Origin of the sequence: Microbacterium sp. BR1 (assembly GCF_002812725.1) — a bacterium.
Classification (GTDB): domain Bacteria; phylum Actinomycetota; class Actinomycetes; order Actinomycetales; family Microbacteriaceae; genus Microbacterium.
This window is the reverse complement of sequence record NZ_NMUN01000008.1, coordinates 183,126-201,507: the sequence shown is the minus strand read 5'-3', so window position 1 is coordinate 201,507 and position 18,382 is coordinate 183,126. Positions and strand designations below refer to the sequence as shown.

The 18,382-nt window shown below is 68.1% G+C and carries 16 protein-coding genes and 2 pseudogenes; 2 read left to right on the top strand and 16 right to left on the bottom strand.

Going from position 1 to position 18,382, the window contains the following annotated elements; genetic code table 11:
* Positions 1-59: 59 nt before the first annotated feature.
* Positions 60-650 (top strand): vitamin K epoxide reductase family protein, encoded by a 591-nt coding sequence (locus CGU35_RS13660; protein ID WP_232711317.1) that lies wholly within the window; start codon positions 60-62, stop codon positions 648-650.
* 27 nt (positions 651-677) lie between these two features.
* Here CGU35_RS13660 and CGU35_RS13655 read toward each other — a convergent pair whose 3' ends face one another.
* The 8 genes from CGU35_RS13655 to CGU35_RS13620 form a co-directional block, all read right to left on the bottom strand.
* On the bottom strand, positions 678-1,145 hold the full coding sequence (locus CGU35_RS13655; RefSeq protein ID WP_100812082.1) for a signal peptidase II: 468 nt from the start codon (positions 1,143-1,145) through the stop codon (positions 678-680).
* 199 nt (positions 1,146-1,344) lie between these two features.
* Entirely contained in the window at positions 1,345-2,361 is a 1,017-nt protein-coding gene (ccsB, locus tag CGU35_RS13650; RefSeq protein WP_100812081.1) for a c-type cytochrome biogenesis protein CcsB, read from the bottom strand.
* Positions 2,354-3,952 (bottom strand): apolipoprotein N-acyltransferase, encoded by a 1,599-nt coding sequence (gene lnt, locus CGU35_RS13645; RefSeq protein WP_100812080.1) that lies wholly within the window; start codon positions 3,950-3,952, stop codon positions 2,354-2,356. The genes ccsB and lnt overlap by 8 nt, the downstream gene beginning before the upstream one ends.
* Positions 3,924-4,580 carry a DsbA family protein gene (locus CGU35_RS13640; protein ID WP_100812079.1) on the bottom strand — a complete coding sequence of 219 codons (657 nt, stop codon included), beginning with the start codon at positions 4,578-4,580 and terminating at the stop codon, positions 3,924-3,926. The genes lnt and CGU35_RS13640 overlap by 29 nt, the downstream gene beginning before the upstream one ends.
* Complete coding sequence (resB, locus tag CGU35_RS13635) at positions 4,577-6,298, bottom strand: cytochrome c biogenesis protein ResB (protein WP_100812078.1); 1,722 nt, start codon at positions 6,296-6,298, stop codon at positions 4,577-4,579. Before resB ends, CGU35_RS13640 begins: the two co-directional genes overlap by 4 nt.
* On the bottom strand, positions 6,279-7,028 hold the full coding sequence (locus CGU35_RS13630; RefSeq protein ID WP_100812077.1) for a cytochrome c biogenesis CcdA family protein: 750 nt from the start codon (positions 7,026-7,028) through the stop codon (positions 6,279-6,281). Before CGU35_RS13630 ends, resB begins: the two co-directional genes overlap by 20 nt.
* Complete coding sequence (locus CGU35_RS13625; RefSeq protein ID WP_442923061.1) at positions 7,025-7,666, bottom strand: TlpA family protein disulfide reductase; 642 nt, start codon at positions 7,664-7,666, stop codon at positions 7,025-7,027. The genes CGU35_RS13630 and CGU35_RS13625 overlap by 4 nt, the downstream gene beginning before the upstream one ends.
* A gap of 110 nt (positions 7,667-7,776) precedes the next feature.
* Positions 7,777-8,199: a hypothetical protein gene (locus CGU35_RS13620; protein WP_100812075.1), complete on the bottom strand. Its 423-nt coding sequence runs from the start codon at positions 8,197-8,199 to the stop codon at positions 7,777-7,779.
* 77 nt (positions 8,200-8,276) lie between these two features.
* On the opposite strand from CGU35_RS13620, the pseudogene CGU35_RS13615 reads away from it, so the two are divergent.
* Positions 8,277-8,357: pseudogene (locus tag CGU35_RS13615) on the top strand (Cd(II)/Pb(II)-sensing metalloregulatory transcriptional regulator CmtR); the annotation flags it as partial.
* Here CGU35_RS13615 and CGU35_RS13610 read toward each other — a convergent pair.
* From CGU35_RS13610 to CGU35_RS13570, 8 genes and pseudogenes are all read right to left on the bottom strand, one after another.
* Positions 8,353-8,853, bottom strand: a pseudogene (locus CGU35_RS13610) (IS5 family transposase); the annotation flags it as partial. The pseudogenes CGU35_RS13615 and CGU35_RS13610 sit on opposite strands and share 5 nt — an antisense overlap.
* On the bottom strand, positions 8,843-9,058 hold the full coding sequence (locus tag CGU35_RS18625; RefSeq protein ID WP_232711325.1) for a helix-turn-helix domain-containing protein: 216 nt from the start codon (positions 9,056-9,058) through the stop codon (positions 8,843-8,845). The gene CGU35_RS18625 and the pseudogene CGU35_RS13610, both read right to left, overlap by 11 nt.
* Before the next feature lie 559 nt (positions 9,059-9,617).
* Positions 9,618-11,141: a multicopper oxidase family protein gene (locus CGU35_RS13595; RefSeq protein ID WP_100812073.1), complete on the bottom strand. Its 1,524-nt coding sequence runs from the start codon at positions 11,139-11,141 to the stop codon at positions 9,618-9,620.
* Positions 11,138-12,157, bottom strand: a complete 1,020-nt coding sequence (locus CGU35_RS13590) for a DMT family transporter (RefSeq protein ID WP_100812072.1) — start codon at positions 12,155-12,157, stop codon at positions 11,138-11,140. The genes CGU35_RS13595 and CGU35_RS13590 overlap by 4 nt, the downstream gene beginning before the upstream one ends.
* Complete coding sequence (locus tag CGU35_RS13585) at positions 12,154-12,378, bottom strand: DUF2933 domain-containing protein (protein ID WP_100812071.1); 225 nt, start codon at positions 12,376-12,378, stop codon at positions 12,154-12,156. The genes CGU35_RS13590 and CGU35_RS13585 overlap by 4 nt, the downstream gene beginning before the upstream one ends.
* A 48-nt stretch (positions 12,379-12,426) precedes the next feature.
* Positions 12,427-13,485: a type II glyceraldehyde-3-phosphate dehydrogenase gene (locus CGU35_RS13580; protein ID WP_033107657.1), complete on the bottom strand. Its 1,059-nt coding sequence runs from the start codon at positions 13,483-13,485 to the stop codon at positions 12,427-12,429.
* A gap of 38 nt (positions 13,486-13,523) precedes the next feature.
* Positions 13,524-15,170 carry an ABC1 kinase family protein gene (locus CGU35_RS13575; RefSeq protein ID WP_036298344.1) on the bottom strand — a complete coding sequence of 549 codons (1,647 nt, stop codon included), beginning with the start codon at positions 15,168-15,170 and terminating at the stop codon, positions 13,524-13,526.
* Positions 15,170-18,376, bottom strand: coding sequence for an HAD-IA family hydrolase (locus CGU35_RS13570; protein ID WP_100812070.1), 3,207 nt, complete (start codon positions 18,374-18,376; stop codon positions 15,170-15,172). Before CGU35_RS13570 ends, CGU35_RS13575 begins: the two co-directional genes overlap by 1 nt.
* Positions 18,377-18,382: the final 6 nt, after the last annotated feature.

Below are 18,382 nucleotides of genomic sequence, written 5' to 3'. Positions count from 1 at the left end.
ATACACGGTTCACTGTACGATTGCTAACCGTTCCATACAAATCTCGCGATGGGTGAAAGTTGTCACAGTTCGTGCGCCGTGAATTCTTCTTCGGCTTGTTCCTCATACTGTCTGGCGTCATCGGATTGACGGCAGCGATGGCGCTGTCCGTCGAGAAGATCGAAAAGCTGACCAACCCCGACGCGGGCCTCAGCTGCGACTTCTCCGTATTGGTGCAATGCTCCGCGAACCTCGACAGCGCTCAGGGATCCGCCTTCGGGGTTCCCAATCCTTTCCTCGGACTGGTCGGGTTCGCGCTCGTGGTGTGTGTCGGCGTCGCGGTGTGGGCGGTCCCGCACTTCGCGCGCTGGTTCTGGATGCTGTTCAACATCGGTGTCGCGGGTGCGTTTGCGTTCGTGGTCTGGCTGATCGGGCAGAGCATCTATGTGCTGGGGACCCTCTGTCCTTGGTGTCTTGTGGTGTGGCTGACCACGCTCCCCCTGTTCTTCTTCGTGACAGCTCGGAACCTGCGTGAGGGCGTCTTCGGTCGCAGAGTAAGACGAGTCGGTGCGGTGTTGTGGCCGTGGATGACGCTCGCGACGGTCGCTGCTTACCTGGTTGTCGCGGTGCTCGCTCAGCTCCGCCTGAATGTCCTGGCGAGCATCATCTAGCGCGAATGATCCATATTCGGGCCGAAATTACTTCTCGTGGGTGGGAGTCGCCGCCGGGTGTTCGCTGCGCGGCTGCGATCGGTGGCTGCGGAGCATTTGGAGGATACCGAGTCCGACGCCGACCCCGATGGCGATGTCGGCGATGTTTCCGATGAAGAGGTTGCCGTAGGCGAGGAAGTCGGTGACGTGTCCGCGGCCGAACCCTGGAGGCGCGAAGAGGCGGTCGATGAGGTTGCCGATCGCTCCACCCCAGACGAATCCGATGGCGACCGCCCACATCGTGGATGGCGCCCGCCAGGCGGCGTAGAACAACGCGATCACTGCCACGATTCCGATCACCGTGAACACCCAGGTGCTGCTCGAGCCGAGAGACATGACGGTGCCGGGGTTGAATGCGAGCTGCAGCCCTAGCAGGTCGCCGATCAGCGGAATGCGTTCTTGCTCGCTCAGCTGTGCGAGCGTGATAGCCTTCGTGCCCTGGTCCACGACAGCCATGGCGAGTGCGACCAGGCACGCGACGGCCAGTCTGAAACTTCGACCGCCCCTCACCGTGCGCTCCGCACGTCGGAGACCGAGGACACGCCGTCACGAGGGCGGGCGTGCGTCGCCGACGGCGGACGTGGAGACCAATCGGGATCGAGCAATGGTGTGGGCACTGAGGAATGAGTCCTTGATAGTGGAGCGGCGTTGGTCATCAGCTGAGGCCGGAGTAGGCGTGCAGGCCCTTGAAGAACATGTTGACGATGGTGAAGTTGAACAGGACGGCAGTGAAGCCGATGATCGATAGCCACGCGGAGCGGGTGCCGCGCCAGCCGCGGGTCGCGCGAGCGTGGATATAGCCGGCGTACAGCACCCAGATCACAAAAGTCCACACTTCCTTGGTGTCAAAGCCCCAGTATCGTCCCCAGGAATCGTTGGCCCAGATTGAGCCGGCGATCAGGGTGAAGGTCCAGAAGATGAACCCGACGATCGCGAACCGGTACGCCAGTGACTCCAGCGCCTCCGCGGTCGGCAGCGTGCGCAGGTATCCCAGACCGAGGCCCTTCGTGGTTTCATTCTTGCCCGCCGCCCGTCGTTCGCGTCGGGCTTGCATGAGTTGAGTGGCGGAAAGGCCGCAGGAAATAGCAAATAGGGCGGTGCCGAGGGAGGCGACGAAGACGTGGATGACAAGCCAGACGCTCTTGAGCGGGTCCATCAGCGGGGTGACTTCGACGTAGAACGCGAGGGTCGCACCGCCGAGGAGCAACGCGACCATACCGATGAGGAACGAGCCCAGGAAGCGGAGGTCGTATCGGCGAAGCACGGCCAGATAGACCGCGACGATCAGCAGTGTCCCGGTGAGCGCGAACTCGTACATGTTCGCCCACGGGACTCGTTCTGCGGCGAGTCCTCGCCCGATGGTGCCGGCGAGATGAAAGACGAACGCGAACCCGGTGAGCACGGTGCCGATGCGCGCCCAGAGCAGACGCTGACGCTGACCTGGCCGGGTGCGGACCTCATTCAGCTCGGAGCGTTCGTCGCTGGCGCTCTGCGTGTCTGCGCCGCCCCCGGCGGTCACGAGCGCGGGCATCCGCTGAGGTTCGTCGCGGCGTACTGAGCGTTGCGCAAGGTCGACCGCGTAGGCGACGAACGCGAGCAGGTACACGGCTATCGCGGTCCACACCAACAGCAGGGAGATGCTGTCCAGGGTCAGGGATTCGGGGTCAGGCATCGGTTGCTCCTCGTGCGGTTTGGGGTCGGTGGTGGTGGCGTCGGTGTCCGATTCCGGCGATGGTGAGACCGGTGATCGCGCCGAGGGCGATCAGGGCGGTGAGGGCACCGCCGAGCACGACGGCGGGGGTGAGTCCTTCGCGTAGCGGGACCCGGGTAATCGCCGCGGCCGCTTTGTCGACGCCGGCGCCGTCAATGATCTGTCCGTCCGGGGCGATGACTTGGCTGGTGCCGACAGTGGAGACGTTCACCACGGCTCGTCCGGTCTCGATCGCACGCATCCGGGCGAACGTGAGCTGTTGAAGGTTCTCGTCAGTGCCGCGGAAGTCGGCGTTGTTGGTCTGGAACACGTAGACCTGGGCGCCCTGGCGGGCGCCGTCCCAGATGACGGAGTCGTAGATGACGTCGAAGCAGATCGCCAGCCCGACCTTCACCCCGTCGACCGTGACGAACGGCGGGTTCTGGCCGGGGGTGTACTCGCGTTGGATCAAGCCGATGAGGTCGGGCACGATCCGCTCGTAGAACCAGCGGTCTGGGACGTACTCACCGAACGGGACGGGGTTGACCTTGTCATGCAGCTGCGGAGTGCCCTGCCCGTCCCACAGCATCGAGGTGTTGAACACGTCACTACCCCGTGCGGTGGCGGCGTTGGCCAGCAGCGGTGCGCCAGCCTGTGCGGCGAGATCGGTGAGGCGGCGGGCGGTGGCAGGGTCGGTGAGGGGGTCGCTGTCGACGGCCCCTTCGGGCCACACCAGCAGGTCCATATCCTCCCCGAGCAGGGGGGCCGTCGCTGTTGTCTGCGCGGCCAGCACATCCCCGGGGGTGCGGTCATCGAAGTACCCGGAGGGCCCGTTGCCCTGTACCCAGCCGATGTCCAGCCGGCCGGCGTCGCCGGTCGGGAACTGCGGAACGACCAGCAGGGCGGTCACGATCACCGCGGCAGGCAGGAGGCCTGCCATGCGTCGGAGTCCACCGGCTCGCCACCACTGCACGAGGCTCGCGCAGGCGGCGACAATGAGGAAGCTCAGCCCGGTCACCCCGACCCAGGATGCCGCCTCTGGTAGCGGTCCGTTCGCTTGGGTCATCCCAATCCGCGCCCATGGGAATCCGGAGTAGGGCCAGGACCCCATCACCAGTTCTCGTACGCTCCACAGCCCCGCCACCAGCAGCGGCACACCGACAAGCCAGAGGATGACATGTCCGCGGGCGCGGTCGGTCCACCGGTAGGCGAGGGCGAGTGGGATCGCCCCGACACCGAACAGCACCGCTTCCAAGCCGGCCAACGCCACCCAGGGGACGGGGCCGAGGTAGGTGCCAACCCACACCAGATGGATGAAGTAAAACGCGGCACCGAAGGCCGCGCCGACCAGGAACGCGCCGCCGCTGCTGCGGCGGATCATCGTGCACAACGCGAGGATGATGCTCACGAACGCGAGCGGCCACCACCCCACGGCGGGGAAGGATAGGTCCAGGAGTCCGCCGGCGATCGCGGCGAGGAGTATCGCCGCCCACAGCGGCACCCCTCGTCGCGCAGCGGCGGGGGCGACGAGGGGTGTCGGCGTGTCAGTCTGCGAGGGCGCGGTCGAGAGCATTGGTCAGATCGGTCAACTGGGTGAGCTCGAGTCGTTCGCCGTCGAGGAAGAACGTGGGTGTGCCCTGCACACCCATCTGCTGCCCTTCGGCGAAGTCCTCCTCGACCCGCTCACGGGTGGCGGGGTCCGCGACCGCCTCATCGTAGGCGGCCATATCCAGGCGGAGCTCCTCGGCGAAGCTGCGGAACAGGTCCGCTTCGGAGACCTGCTGCTCGCCCCACTCGGCCTGTGTCTCGAACATCCGGTGGTACATGTCCTCCACCCGGTCCTGCTGCGCGGCCGCTTCCACCGCGAGGGCGGCGTTCATCGAGTTGTAGTGGCTGGGAATCGGGTAGTACCGGAACACATAGTTGATCTGACCGTCGTACTGCTCACGGACCTGTTCCACGTACGGATAAAGCGCCCCGCATGCCTCGCATTCGAAGTCGAGAAACTCCACCAGGGTCGGCGCGTTCGGGCCGGCGCTGTCCAGGACGTGAGAGTTACTGCGCGCGCCCGGGAGCGCGTCCGCGGCGTTGTCGTCTGCGGGCGGTTGAGGGCGGGCGGCGACCGTGTAGATGATCGCGCCGATGACGAGCACGACCACGGCGGCGATCGCAATGAGGGTCACTTTCATGGGGGTCTTCATCGTGGGTTCCTTCGGCTGAATGTCTGTGAGCTGGGGTGTTCACGGGCGGCGAGGTGGGCGTTGCGGATGCTGGCGATCGCGTCGGGCAGTTGCGGGTCCTCTCCGCGCGCGAGACCGGCGTATTCCAGGCGCAGGGTGGGCTCGTCCGGGTCGCCGGTGACGGATGCTTTGACGAACACGCGGCGTCGGGGAACGAGAAGGCCGGTGATTAGACCGAGGGTGGCGAGGGTGGCGAAGGCGAGCACCCAAGGACCGCCGGTGTCGCGTTTGATGTCTAGCGACGCGAACCGTTTCACCGCCGCCAGGGGATTCGTGCTGCCGGAGGCGTCCTCGAAGGTGACGGTGCCCCACCCGTTGGGTAGGTCGGCGGTCTGCCCGGGAGTGAGCTGGATCGACTCGGCGCCGCTGCTGCCGCCGGTGAGTTGGGTCATCCCGGTGGTGTCGAGGGTGTACACCGACCGGGGCACGCCGTCATCGATGCCGAGGCTGCCGGAGAACACGTTGAACGTGACGACTGGGTTCACCAGGTCGGGATACACCGAGGTGAACGCTCCCGTGGCAAGAGCACCCTGGGTGGGGTAGAAGAACCCCACGAGCCCGACCTGCTCAGGGAGCCCGTCTGGAACCTTGATGATGCCGAGCGAGGTCATACTGCTGTCTTGCGGGAGGAAGGGCTGCGACTCGCTGTACACGACTGTGCCCTCGGGGTTTCGGACGGTGATGGTGGGTGCATAGCCGTTGCCGAGCAGGTAGACCCGGTCATTGCCGACCGTGATGGGATAGTTCACGCGGACGCTCTCAGTGTCCTCCGTCCCGGTGCGGGCGTCTCGGATGGTGAGGTTCGCGGCGAAGTCGCCGGCTTGACCGCCCCCGGGCACTCCCGGGGGCACGTAGCTGACCTCGAAGCTGTCGAGGGTCAGCGAGTACGGGTCCAATTGCGTGCCGTCCACGAACCTGCCCGGGGTGAACGAGGAGTAGTCGTTGAGGGTGTTGACGAACGTGGTTCCCTCGACGATGACCCGCTGCCCAGTGTAGGAGAACCCGCTGGCGGCGAGCACGGCGACCAGCACCCCCACGAGGGAGGCGTGGAAGATCAGGTTGCCGGTTTCGCGGATGTACCCACGCTCGGCCGACACCGACCAAGACCTGGCGGTGTCATACCGCTCGACACGGTATCCGCGTCGACGCAGATCAGCGGCAGCGGTGGTGATTGTGTCCGCCGCGTCCGCGTCGGGGTCCACGGCCTTTGCCGGGACGTCGACGACAAGGTGGGCGCTCAGCCGGCTGAGCCGTGCCGGGGTGCGTGGTGGCCGGGCACGAAGAGCTTTCCAGTGGTGCCGGGTGCGGGGAATGATGCACCCGATCAGCGAGATGAACAGCAGCAGGTAGATGCCGGAGAACCAGGCGGAGTTATACAGGTCGAACACTTGGAGCCCGTCGAGGATGGGCGCAAGGTCGGGATTGGTGCGGAAGTATTGGAGCACCCCGTTGGGGTCGGCGGTGCGCTGGGGAAAGATTGACCCGGGAACTGAGGCGATGGCCAACAGGAGCAGCAGCAGGATCGCGGTGCGCATGCTGGTGAGTTGCCGCCACCCCCACCGCAGCCACTCGACGGGTCCCAGCGTCGGGGAGGTGATGGCGTCCGGCTCGTCCTGATCGATGTGATCGGCGGGGCGGGAGGGGTCGGTGGACGCCTGGTCAGAGAGGGAGCGTGACACTGAGCATCACCCCCTGGAGAACCGACATCAACATGCCCCAGATGCCGGTGACCATCAGCACGCCGAGGGCGATCAGCAGGCTGCCGCCGATGATGTTGACTACCCGGATGTGACGACGGAGGAAGGTGACCGACCGGGTGGCCCAGCCCAGTCCGAGCGCGAGCAGGAAGAACGGAATGCCCAGGCCGAGGGAGTACGCCAGCCCCAGCAGCGCGGCACGGCCGGGGTCGCCGAGATTCCAGGACACCGACATGATCGCCGCCAACGTCGGACCGATGCAGGGGGTCCAGCCGATCCCGAGCGCAATACCCAGCAGCGGTGCGCCGAGCAGGCGCAGGTTGCCGCGGAAACGGGGTCGGAGTGTGCGTTGCGCGCGGGGGAACGCGCCAATGAACACCAGTCCCATGATGATGATGATCACCCCGAGCACCCGGGTGAGGATGTTCGCATATTCGAGGAAGAACAGTCCCGCCATCCCGCCGAGCACCGTGACGGTCATGAACACGAGCGTGAACCCGGCGACGAACAACGCCACCCCGCCGAGCAGCCGTCCACGGCCGGCGGCCTGGGTCTGTGCCGTGGAGGTGGACAGGGAGGACCCGAGGTAGCCGAAGTATCCGGGAACAAGCGGGAGCACGCATGGGGAGACGAAGGAGATCAGGCCCGCGAGCATGGCGATGAGTACGGCCACCCCCAGTGCGCCGTCGAAGATGAGCCCTTCGGCGCTCATTCGCTCTCCGCCAGCGCGTCCGCGACGAGGGTGGACAGGATCGACGCGGCCGGCAATTGCCCGATGATCCGCGCGGCGACCCTGCCCTGACGGTCCATGACCAGGGTCGTCGGGGTCGCCTGGATGGGGGTGACCGCGGCGAAGGCGAGCTTGGTCTTCCCGTCGACGATGTCGATCACGCTCGGGTAGGTGATCCCGTAGTCCTCCGCGAACGACAGCGCGGTGGCGGGTTGGTCGTAGATGTTCACCCCGATGAAGCCCACCCCTTCGGGCTGGTAGGTCTGCCACACCTCTTCCAGAAGGGGCGCCTCGACCCGGCACGGGCCACACGCGGCGTACCAGAAATTCACGACGTACACTTTGCCGGCGAAGTCGTCGTTGCTGACCGGGTTGCCGCGCTCATCACTGCCGGCGAACGCCACCGCTTCGCTGCGCTCCGTCTCGGGGATCTCGACGATGCGCTCGTCGACGCTGGTGGAACCGGTGCCGTTGTTCACCGTTGCGGCAAGCCCATCTTGGGATGTGCACCCTGCGACCGTGAGCACGGCAGTCACAGCGAGCATTGCGGCGGCCGCGCGGAACGTGCGCCAGGTCCTTTGATGGGCATCCGGGGGGACGGCGCGGGTGACGGAAGTCACCCAGAACGGGTTTACCACAACGTACTCCAATACCAGGACTCAACAGGCTTGCGGTCCGGCAGCGCCGGAGTCCGCACGCTCTCACGGGTGCGAGGGGGTTGAGTCGTGATTCAGGTTCGGGAAACGCACAGCTGGGTAAGGGTGAGCACGGGCCCCCGGGACGGCGGGACCGGGAACAGCTCACGTACCACCCCGGCGACACGTTCGAAACTGTACGTGCGGGACGGTGCCCGCCGGGCCAGGACAACGAGCGCCAACATGCACGCCACTCCGAGCAGGCACAGGGCGGCGTCGAGATCTCCGGCCTCGCTGGCGTACCCATCCGCTGTCAAACCTGCGAGAACGGCATCCGGCCAGTCAGCGTCGATCGACTCCGCGATCGGCGCGGCCGAGACGCCTCCAGTCTCCGAGTGCGTCGCCGCCCAGCACCCCATTAGGAGTGCCACGACCATTCCCAGCCCTACGAGCAGCCGCGCTACCGGCCAACCGGCGCGCGCAACGATAGCGCGGTCAGCCGGGGTGGAGCGGATCATTGCAGACGGTCCTACGCTCGGGGTGATTAGGAATCGAACAGTCGATCACCAAACACTATCAGGTGTATAGTCAGCGCATGCTGACCATTGCGTCTCGTGTTGATGTGATGAACCGTCTCGGCCGCGCGATGGCCGATCCGACCCGCTCCCGTATTCTGACAATTGCCGGGTCCAGGCGATGACGGCGTTGAGGATGACAGCGGCCCGGTAGGTGATCGCGAGTTTGTCGTAGCGGGTGGCGAGTCCTCGCCATTGCTTGATGTGGCAGTAGCGGCGCTCGATGACGTTGCGGCCCTTGTAGTCGGCGGCGTCGAGGCAGACGGGGCGTCCGCCGCGTGAGCCGCGGCGCTTGCGGTGGCCTTGCTGGTCGGACGGCTCGGGGATCACGGCCTTGATCCCGCGGGCGCGTAGATGCCCGCGGATCGCGCGGGATGAGTACGCCTTGTCACCCCGGACCGCGTCCGGACGAGTGCGGGGCCGGCCGACGGGACGGGCGACACGCAGGTGTCCCATCAGCGGCAGGAACATCGGCGAGTCCCCGGCCTGGCCTGCTGTCAGCAGCGCGACCAGCGGGAGCCCGTTGCCGTCGACGAGCTGGTGGATCTTCGTCGACAGGCCGCCTCGGGAGCGGCCGACCGCGTGATCAGGCGGCTCGCGCGTCGTTCCATCCGACTTGCCGGGATGCATCGGCGATCGGCAGGTCGGTTTCCTCGATCAGTCGCGTGAACTCCGTCAGGCGGGTCTCGATGAGGAACCGCATGGGGGCGACACCGACCTGCTGGGTGAAAACGCGTGTGAGATGGGCGCGGGAGACGGCCACCTCCGCGGCGAGCCTGCCGACCGTCCACGGCTCGGTCATGCGCGAGCGCAGCAGGACGACCGAGCGGCGCACGGGGCGAGCGATTGGCGGCTGCGCGAGCCGGCCGCGCACCGGGAGGACGAACCTCTCGGGCACGGCGCCGTCGTCGGCGAGCAGCGTCGGTAGGGCAATCTCGACGGCGCGGGAGAACAGAGAGATCAGTCGGGTGGTCGCGACCTCCGGTGGCGCGGTCTCGTTCACGAGGCTGATCTGGCGCCACAGCGGTTCGATGCGGTGCAGGATGTCCACGCCAGGCTGCAGCACGAGTGCCGAGCCGTCCCAGGCGTCAGGATGCACGCCCGGACGGACGCCTCAATGTGTGCGGCGCCCTCGAGGACGTGGACGATCTTGGCGTGCCCAAACACGGCGCGGTGGATGCGTTCGGCGCGCACGCTCTCCACCGCCGACAACGGCGGACCGGCCGGCCGGCCAATAACGTAGCCGCGGCCGGTATCGTCACGATCCCGCAGGGGTGGGACCGCATCCCGTCCGATCAATGGCGCCGTCACGCGTTCATCGACACGACCAGTTCCGTGGCCTCCGGAAGGTTGCGCCGTGGTCACGCCCGATAGCCGATGACAGTGGTCATGCCGGTTTCGGCGTGGTAGATGTTGTGGCAGTGGGCGACCCAGAGACCTGGGTTGTCAGCGTCGAAGTCGACGGTGAGGGTCTGCTTGGGCAGGATGATCGACGTGTCTTTCCGCGGGCCGCCACCTTCATGCTGGTAGGTGTGACCGTGTAGATGGAATGGGTGCCACATCTCGGTGTCATTAGTGATCGTGAACCGGACGCGTTCGCCTTCGCGGATCTCGTGCGCGCCGTCGAGGGGCTGATTCATATCGAACCGTCGCCCGTCGATGCCCCAGTCGTATTCGGCCATACCTCCGGTGAGAGTGATCGCCACGGTCCGATCAGGCTGCCGTGAGGACAGCGCAACGCTGCTATCTGACGTCAGCAGCTGTGCGGTCCCGATCCGGCTGCTAGTGAGCTCCGGGATGCTCACATCGGCCGTCGGTGCTGCCGCGGCGCTGCCGGTGCGGATGACGGCGAAGCCGCGGTCGCGCTTGCCTTCGGCTTGCGCGACGAGGGGAAACACGCCGTCGCCGAGGGTGAGGGTCGCGTCGTAGCGTTCGCCCATACCGATGAGGATGCTGTCGACTTCGACCGGTTCCACGGGGAATCCGTCGGTATGGGTGATGGTGAGCGTGTGACCGCCGATGGCGAGGCGGAACGCGGTGTCGCTGCCGGCGTTGATGATCCGCAGCCGCACCTTCTCGCCGGCCCGCCCGGTGAACTGGGTCGGGTCGGCGGGGGGCTTCCCGTTGACGAGGTAGAGGGGATAGTAGACGTCGCCGGCGTCGCCGCCGAGCAGGTCGGAGGTGGCGCCCATGAGGGTGTTGCCCATCCGCATGAACATGTCGCCCATCCCGCCCATGTCGCCCATCCCGGCGGACAGCTCGTCAAGGACGTCGTCGGGGGTGGCGGTGACGCCGTCGAGCCAGTCGTCGAGGATGATGACCCACTCGTCCTCGTACCCGCCGGGCTCGGCGGGGTCCTCGACGATCAGCGCCCCGTACAGGCCACGGTCCAGCTGCACCCCGACGTGGGGGTGGAACCAGTAGGTGCCGGGATCGGGCGCGATGAACTCGTAGTCGAAACTGGCCCCGGCCTTGATGGGCTGCTGGGTGACCGGCGGGACGCCGTCCATGTCGTTGCGCAGCGCGAGCCCGTGCCAGTGCACGGAGGTGTCCGCCTCGAGCTGGTTCCGGACGGTGGCCTTCAGAGTGTCTCCGGCGCCGAGACGGATCACGGGCGCCGGAACAGACCCGAACGCCCAGGTCGGCGCGGTCGCCCCGGCTAGGTCCAGCACGGTCGGGGCGGCGGTGAGGGTCGCGGTGGTGACCTTCCCGGTGCCGCCGCGGCGCCGCTCGGCGCCTTGGACCTGGGCGCCGTCGGGCTGCACCCAGTTCGCCGCCGGCGCGCAGGATGCCAGCGCGACCGTCGCGACGGCGCCAATGCTGACGCCGAGGAACCCTCGCCGAGTTAGGAGGAAGCGGGGGCGTGGGGCGGGCGACGGGTTCATCGTTGTTTCCTTTCCGGCCGGGAGCGCGGGCCGTGGTTTTCGTCAGGGAGGCCGTCCGGGTCGGACGTCGCATGATCGGCGGAGGCTCGTGGGGCACGATTGCCGGTTGCCGTGACGGCCGAGGGCTCTGAGCGCCTGGATCCGATGGCGAGCAACGCCATTGCGATCAGCACGATCACGGTCCCGATCCAGCCCCACAGGCCCGGGTCCTCGCGCAGGATCAGCAGCGACAGCAGGATCCCGAAGACCGGCACGAGCAGCGTCCACGCGGCGAGGAGGTCGAGCCGGGCACGTCCGATCTCGGTGAACCAGGCGACCGTGGTGGCGGCGGTGCCGACCAGTGATAGGAACAGCAGGGTGAGGATGAACCGGATGTTCCAGTCGATCGTGGGCGGCCCTTCTGTGACGGCTGCGGTGCCGGCGAGGATCGCACCTCCGATGAGCAGCTGAGCTGCCGCCACGATTCGGACGTCTGCGTGCACGATCCGGCCGATGAGGGTGCCGGCGGTGATCGCGGCGGCGGAGGTCAGTGAGAGCCACGCTCCGGTGCCGAGCCCGGAGGGAAGGACGATGATGAGTAGGCCGGTGAAGCCCAGGCCGATCGCGGCGATCGCGGCGGGGGTGGGACGCTCGCGGTAGAGCCACCACGCGGGCAGCAGGATCAGGATTGGCTGCGCGTTGGCGAGCACCGAGGCGATCCCGGTCGACAGTCCGGTCGCGGCGACGAACATCGTCGTGAATGCCAGGGCGATGTTCACCAGTCCGAGGCAGCCGATCAGTGCCCATGTCTTCGGGTCGCGGGGAAGAGGTGCCCGCTGGATGCCGGCGACGGTTGCGAGCGCGACCCCGGCGATGAGGGCTCTCAGTGCCGCGAGCCACAGCGGCGGGGCGTCTTGCAGGCCGACGGTGATCGCGACGAAGCACGACCCCCAGGCGAGCGTGACCCACAGCATCCGCAGCGGTCGGGGGTGCCCGTGCCGGCTGGCGTCCGCGAGGGGGCGGACGACGGTGTTCACGACGACTCTCGCGTGTCGGTCCCGCTGTCGCCCCCGTGGCGTCGATGATTCGAGTCGTGGGCGCCGGTGTGGTGGCGGTGGCCGAACAGGTGCATGGCGGCCATGCCGATGATCGCGACGTAGGGCAGCACTGCGACGACGTGGGGAAGGTGGTCGATGAACAGGTAGATCGCGATCCCGAGCACGGAGATCCCGATGATCAGCCACGCCGTCACAGGCATCCGTCGCCGCGGGTCGCCTTCGCCGGGACGTCGGCGGGCGGTTGGTGGTCACCGGTCATGGTCGGGCTCCTCCGCCGGTGTGAGGAAGTCCTGGCGCATGCCGAGGCTCTCGTCGGTGAGGCGGATCGAGGTCGCGGCGTCGGGGACGGTGCCCGTCAGCGCGCGGATCGCGTCGATCGTCTCGGGCACGACGATGGCCTCGTTGTAGACCTGGTAGGCGAGGTAGGCCTCGCTGCCGTTCACGGTGACCAGGTCCTCCCACACGGCGACCTCCCACATGTCTCCCCGGGGGCGGCCGAGATCGCGCATCAGCTCGACGGTGGAGTTGAGGGCGACCAGGCCATCGGACATCCGGATGAACGCGATGCGGGGCGCGGCGCGCAGGGCGTCCAGCACCTCGTCGCGGGTCGCCTCCCGGGTCAGTTGTAGCGTCCAGTAGTGGCTGTGGGTCTGCGTGTGGGCGCCTTTGGCGGCGATGGTGACGACATCGAGTCCGGGGAGCACGGTCTGTGCGTCGGGGCCCTGATGAGAGGGGATGGTCGGTTCTGGGACCATCGTGTTCATGATCCCGCCGAGGTGCGATTCCCACGGGTCGGTGGCGCGGCGGATGAGCACCCCACGGGCGCGCAGCAGGAGTCCGGCCGCATCCAGCGCGCCGAGGATCCGCACGATGCTGGTGGTGTTGCAGGAGACCACCCGGGTGCTGTCCCTGCCGATGGCGCTGGCGTAGTTGGCTTGGGCGACGAAGGAGTGGCCGGTGGTGGAGTGGGACTCGCCGCCTTGGAGCACTGCCTTGACGCCGAGGGCGCGGTAGCGCTCCAGGTTTCCCGCTGCCACATGCTTGGGGGTGGTGTCGACGACGACGTCGCACTGCGCGAGAAGGTCGTCGAGCACTCCCTGTGCGGGCACGTCGGCGCCCCGCATGGCCTGCTGCGCCTCGATGGTGGAGGCGAACACGGGCAGGCGGTTCGCTGCGGACTTGATCCGCCAGTCGGTGGCGATGTCCGCGACGCCGACCAGGTCCATGTCCGACTGCAGCAGGACCGCGTCGGCGACGCGCTTGCCGATGACGCCGTAGCCGTTGACGCCGACTCGAATGGTGTTCATGTGCGTGCCTTTCTGATGAGGGATGGGAGCCGCGGCGGTCATCGCCGTCGCCGCGTGGTCCAGAGCAGGTAGCCGCCGAGTGCGGTGACCACGCTCGCGCCGGCGCCGATCATGACGCCTTCCCGCGAGCGCCATCTCGTGTTCCCGCTGACGAGTTCGCCGATGCCGTTGATCAGGGCGGCGGTGATCATGCCGGCGATCAGGCGATTGCCGATCCGTTCAGCCCGTCCCACGAGCGGTTCCAGTTCGGCCGCGCGCAGGTGCACCTCGAGGCCGCCGTTCTCCAGCACCCGCCGGAGCTGCTTGAGTGTTCCGGGCAGCTCGAGCAGCAGTGCTCCGGCATCCGCGGATGCCTGTGCCCAGCGTTTCGCCAGGGCGGGGAGGGAGAACTGTCGCTGCACGATCCGCTCCGAGAAGGGGGTGAGCGCCTGCAGCATCTCGAACTCGGGGTCGAGCCGTGCCGCCAGTGCCTCGCCCATCATCAGGACCTTGAACAGCAGAGCGGTCTGCTGCGGCAGCTGGAGGTGGTGGTGTCGCAGCAGGGCGAGCAGCTCTCCGAGCAGGTGGCTGAGGTTAATGTCGGACAGGGGGCGTCCGAGATACCGCGACACGAAGACGTCCAGGGAGCGGCCGAGCTCGCCGCGGTCGGAGGTGTTCTTGGTGATCGAGAGCGCGAGCAGGGCGGTGGCGAGCGCGTTGGAGTCTCCGCGGGTGAAGGCGAGCAGCACGTCGGAGAGCTGCTCGGTGACCTCTTCGTCGAGTTGGCCGACCATGCCGAAGTCGATGAGGGCGATGGATCCGTCGGTTTGGATGAACAGGTTGCCCGGGTGCGGGTCGGCGTGGAAGAAGCGGTTCTCGAACACCATGGTGAGGATGAGGTCTGCGCCTCGCCTGGCCAGCTGGTTCCGGTCGATGCCGGCCGCGTCCAGGGCGGGCAGGTCGTCGACTCGGATGCCGTGCATCCGTTCCAGGGTCAGCACGCGTGACGTGGTCGTCTCCCAGAACACCTGAGGGACGGCGACGTCGGGTGAGTCGGCGAAGTCGGCGGCGAACCGCTCCGCGTTCCGGCCCTCCTGCAGATAGTCGAGCTCGGCGCGCAGCGTGCGGGAGAACTCCTCGACGATGCCCGGCAGGTTGTACTGGCGGGCGGCATCCCACCGCTTGTCGGCGCGCTCGGCGAGGTTCTGCAGGATCTCCAGGTCTTCGTGGATCTGGGCGACCGCGCCGGGTCGGCGGACCTTCACGACGACCTGGGTGCCGTCGTGAAGGGTCGCGGCGTATGCCTGCCCGATCGACGCGGCGGCCAGCGGTTGCGGGTCGAACTGTGCGAAGAGCTGTTCGGGGTCCGCGCCGAGCTCCTCGCGGATCACCGCCTTCATCGGCTCCCAGGCCTCGGGCGGCGCGGCGTCCTGAAGCTTGACCAACTCGGCGAGGTAAGCGGCGGGCAGCAGGTCGTTGCGGGTGGACAGCAGCTGGCCGAGTTTGATGAAGGTCGGTCCGAGCTCCTCGAGGGCGAGTCGGAGGTGTTCCGGACTGGTGTAGGGCTCGTCCCGGCGCGCATGCCCGAGAACGCCTTTGTTGAAGGGAATCCACTTCTCCAGTCCGAGCAGCCCGAGGCCGAGCCCGAGTCCGTGGTGCTCGAGGATGGTGGCGATGCGCCGATACCGGCTCCGATGCGTGCTCATCAGTCGAGGCCTCCTTCGCGGTTGGTCGCGTCGCGGGCCGAGGTGCCCGGGCCGATCGCGAACGTCTTGGTCTGTCCGGCCGAGAGCGGCACGGCGACCGCGCCGACGCGCACGTGGATCGCGGGTGCTGAGCCGGCGTGCACGCGAAGCTCCAGGCTGCGGTCACGGAGCATCACGTCGACGAGGTGGCCGCGGTATCGGATCTGGAACCCGACCCGGGTGAGGTTCGGCGGCAGTCGGGGGGCGAAGACGAGCTCGTCGTCACCGAGGGCCATGCCGGCGAAGGAGCGGACGGGCAGGTCGATGGTGCCGGCCATCGCGCCGAGGTGGATCCCTTCGCGGGTGGTGCCGCCCTGGGAGTCGTCGAGATCGGCGATCAGCGCCTCGCGGAACGCGATCCAGGAGCGGGACGGGTCGATGCCGGCCAGGACGGAGGCGTTCACGACTCGGCTGAGCGTCGACCCGTTGGCGGTGCGGGCGAGGTAGTACTCGACCGTGCGGGTCAGGTCCTGCTCGGAGAACGGGTAGCCGAGCGTGGCGAGTTGCGCCCGGAGCCCGTCGTGACCGAGCAGGTAGACCAGCATGACGACGTCGGGCTGCTTGGCGAGCTTGTACCGGTTGGTGCTGTCGTTCTCGGACTCGAGGATGAGATCGAGCCGGCCGATGTTCCCGTACTCCTCGCGGTAGTGGTCCCAGTCCAGCTCCTGCAGGCTCTCGTAGCCGTCGAACTGGGTGAGGATGCCGTCGCGGTGGAACCCCACCGCCAGTCGTGTGCTGAGCCGGGCCCACCCCGCGATCTCCTCGTCGGTGACGCGGAGCCGGTCGCGGAGGCCCTCGCCGCGGTGCCCGTGGAGCAGGGCGAGTGTCCGGGCCGCTCGCGTGGCGACCCACGAGGCGAGGACGTTGGTGTACGTGTTGTCGCGCAGGCCGCTGCCGGGAGCGTCCGGGGCGCCGTCGTGGAACTCGTCGGGTCCCATCACCCCGGCGATGTGGAAGCGGTCGGTGGCAGTGTCGTGCTCGGCGAGCGAGGCGAACAGGCGGGCGACCTCGATGATGAGCTCGCCGCCGCGTTCGGCGAGCCACTCGAGGTCGCCGGTGGCCTGGTAGTGCTGCCAGGCGTTGTAGGCGATGGCGAGGCCGACGTGGCGTTGACGGTGGGAGTTGTCCGGCATCCACCGACCGGAGCGCGGGTTGTAGAGCGCCTCGGGCGTCTCCTCGCGACCGTCGCTGCCGCTCTGCCAGGGGAAGAGGGCTCCGCGGAGTCCGGCGGCGGTCGCCGCGGCGCGGGCGGCGTCCAGTCGCCGCCAGCGGTAGTCGATCAGCGCCCGGCTGATCTCGGGCGTGCGCAGAGCGATCACGGGCAGGACGAACACCTCGTCCCAGAAGACGTGCCCCCGATACCCCTCGCCGTGCAGGCCGCGGGCGGGCACCCCGGCGTCGAGCTCGACGGTGTGCGGCGAGAGGGTCTGGAGCAGGTGGAAGACGTGCAGGTTCAGGATGAGTCGGCTGTGCGTGTCGGCGTCCAGGGTGACCGCGAAGCGTTCCCAGAGTCGCCGCCACGCCGCCGCGTGGCGTTCCCGCAGCGCCTCGACGTCGCCACCGCGTTCGATGAGCAGGGTCAGGGCGGCACCACCCGGCTCGCTGATGGCCCGATCGTGGGAGGTGTAGATCGCGGCCGTCTTGGTGAGGGTGACCGGTCGACCCTGCTCCAGAGGGATGCGCAGCTCCCGGGTGGGCTGCGATGGCGTGTCGATGCGGTGATCGGTCGCGCTGTCGGTTCCGGTGAGGGTCGTGCGGACGGCGGTGGCGATGTGGACCCGGCTCTGTCGGGTCCGCACCTCGCAGAGGGTGGTGTCGCCGACCTGGCGGAACGTCGGCTGCGTGAGGTGGGTGGCGTCCGATCCGAGGTACGCGGCCACGTTGCTGTTGCGCACGCCGGCGTCGATCCCGGCGCGAAGGGTGACCGTGCCGCTCCAGTCGGGGGCGGTGAGCGTGGTTTCCAGCACGGCAAGGTGAGGTTCGTCCAGGGAGGTGAACGTCGTCTGCACGAAGTCGAGTCGATCCCCGTTCGGAGCGGTGAGGACCGCGCGGCGGACGACCAGGCCGCGGCGCAGGTCGAGCTCGCGTCGTTCGCTGTGCGCGACGACCTGGCCGGTGGACAGCCACGGCCCGCCTCCGATGCGGAGGTCCACCGGAAGCCAGTTGGGCGTGTTGACGAGATGCTCCTCCTCGAGCTCGCGCCCGTGGATGGTGCTCGCCAGTCGGTTGTACACGCCGGCGAGGTAGGTGCCGGGATAGTGGATGCCGTCGTCGTGGTGCTCGGGCCGGGCGCCACGGGTGGCCAGGTAGCCGTTCCCCAGCGCGGTGAGCGCCTCCCGGTGCCCTTCGTGCGCGGGGTCGAAGCCGTCGTAGACCAGCTGCCACGGATCCGTGGTGGAGACGCCCAGGTCGAGCTCGGCGACATCGGCCAGGACGAGGTCGGCGCCCGCGGCCTCGAGCTGCTCCCGCGCTCCGGCGCGGTCGATGCCGACGACGAAGCCGAAGCCTCCGCGCCTCGCGGCCGCTACGCCGGCGACCGAGTCCTCGACGACCGCGGTGCGGGCCGCGGCGACACCCAGTCGCCGGGCCGCCTCCACGAACATGGCGGGATCCGGCTTGCCTTTCAGGTGATGCGTGAGCGCGATCCGGCCGTCCACCACGGTGTCGAAGCAGCCGGCCAGTCCTGCGGCGGCGAGCATCTGCTGCGCGTTCCGGCTCGCGGTGACCAGCCCGACCGGCACGGCCGCGTCCCGCAGGCGATGCAGCAGCGCCGCGGTGCCCGGATAGACGCGCAGCCCACGGGTGCCCAGCTCCGCCAGGAACAGCTCGTTCTTGCGCGCCGCGAGCCCCGCGATCGTCCACGCCGTTGGTGGGTCGTCGGGATCTCCGGCGTCCAGGGCGATCCCACGGGTCGTCAGGTACGCCGATACCCCGTCCTCGCGGGTTCGCCCGTCCACATAGCGGCGGTAGTCGGCGACCGGGTCGAAGGTCGTCTCGGGGTCGTCCACCTGCACACGCGGGTCTCGCAGCACCTCGTCGAACAGCTGCTTCCACGCGGCGGCATGGATCGCGGCGGTGTTCGTGACCACGCCGTCCATGTCGAACAGCACCGCGTCGTAGACGGCATCGAGGTGGTGAGTCCCGTGCTCTGCCGACCGCGGAGTCATCGCGGC

Bases quoted from the DNA above. Each gene is read 5' to 3' on its own strand.
- CGU35_RS13655 (WP_100812082.1), bottom strand. From the start codon at position 1,145: ATGGCTGTCGTGGACCAGGGCACGAAGGCTATCACGCTCGCACAGCTG.
- ccsB (WP_100812081.1), bottom strand. From the start codon at position 2,361: ATGCCTGACCCCGAATCCCTGACCCTGGACAGCATCTCCCTGCTGTTG.
- lnt (WP_100812080.1), bottom strand. From the start codon at position 3,952: ATGCTCTCGACCGCGCCCTCGCAGACTGACACGCCGACACCCCTCGTC.
- CGU35_RS13640 (WP_100812079.1), bottom strand. From the start codon at position 4,580: ATGAAGACCCCCATGAAAGTGACCCTCATTGCGATCGCCGCCGTGGTC.
- CGU35_RS13630 (WP_100812077.1), bottom strand. From the start codon at position 7,028: ATGAGCGCCGAAGGGCTCATCTTCGACGGCGCACTGGGGGTGGCCGTA.
- CGU35_RS13620 (WP_100812075.1), bottom strand. From the start codon at position 8,199: ATGATCCGCTCCACCCCGGCTGACCGCGCTATCGTTGCGCGCGCCGGT.
- CGU35_RS18625 (WP_232711325.1), bottom strand. From the start codon at position 9,058: ATGACCGAGCCGTGGACGGTCGGCAGGCTCGCCGCGGAGGTGGCCGTC.
- CGU35_RS13595 (WP_100812073.1), bottom strand. From the start codon at position 11,141: ATGAACCCGTCGCCCGCCCCACGCCCCCGCTTCCTCCTAACTCGGCGA.
- CGU35_RS13585 (WP_100812071.1), bottom strand. From the start codon at position 12,378: ATGCCTGTGACGGCGTGGCTGATCATCGGGATCTCCGTGCTCGGGATC.
- CGU35_RS13580 (WP_033107657.1), bottom strand. From the start codon at position 13,485: ATGAACACCATTCGAGTCGGCGTCAACGGCTACGGCGTCATCGGCAAG.
- CGU35_RS13575 (WP_036298344.1), bottom strand. From the start codon at position 15,170: ATGAGCACGCATCGGAGCCGGTATCGGCGCATCGCCACCATCCTCGAG.
- CGU35_RS13570 (WP_100812070.1), bottom strand. From the start codon at position 18,376: ATGACTCCGCGGTCGGCAGAGCACGGGACTCACCACCTCGATGCCGTC.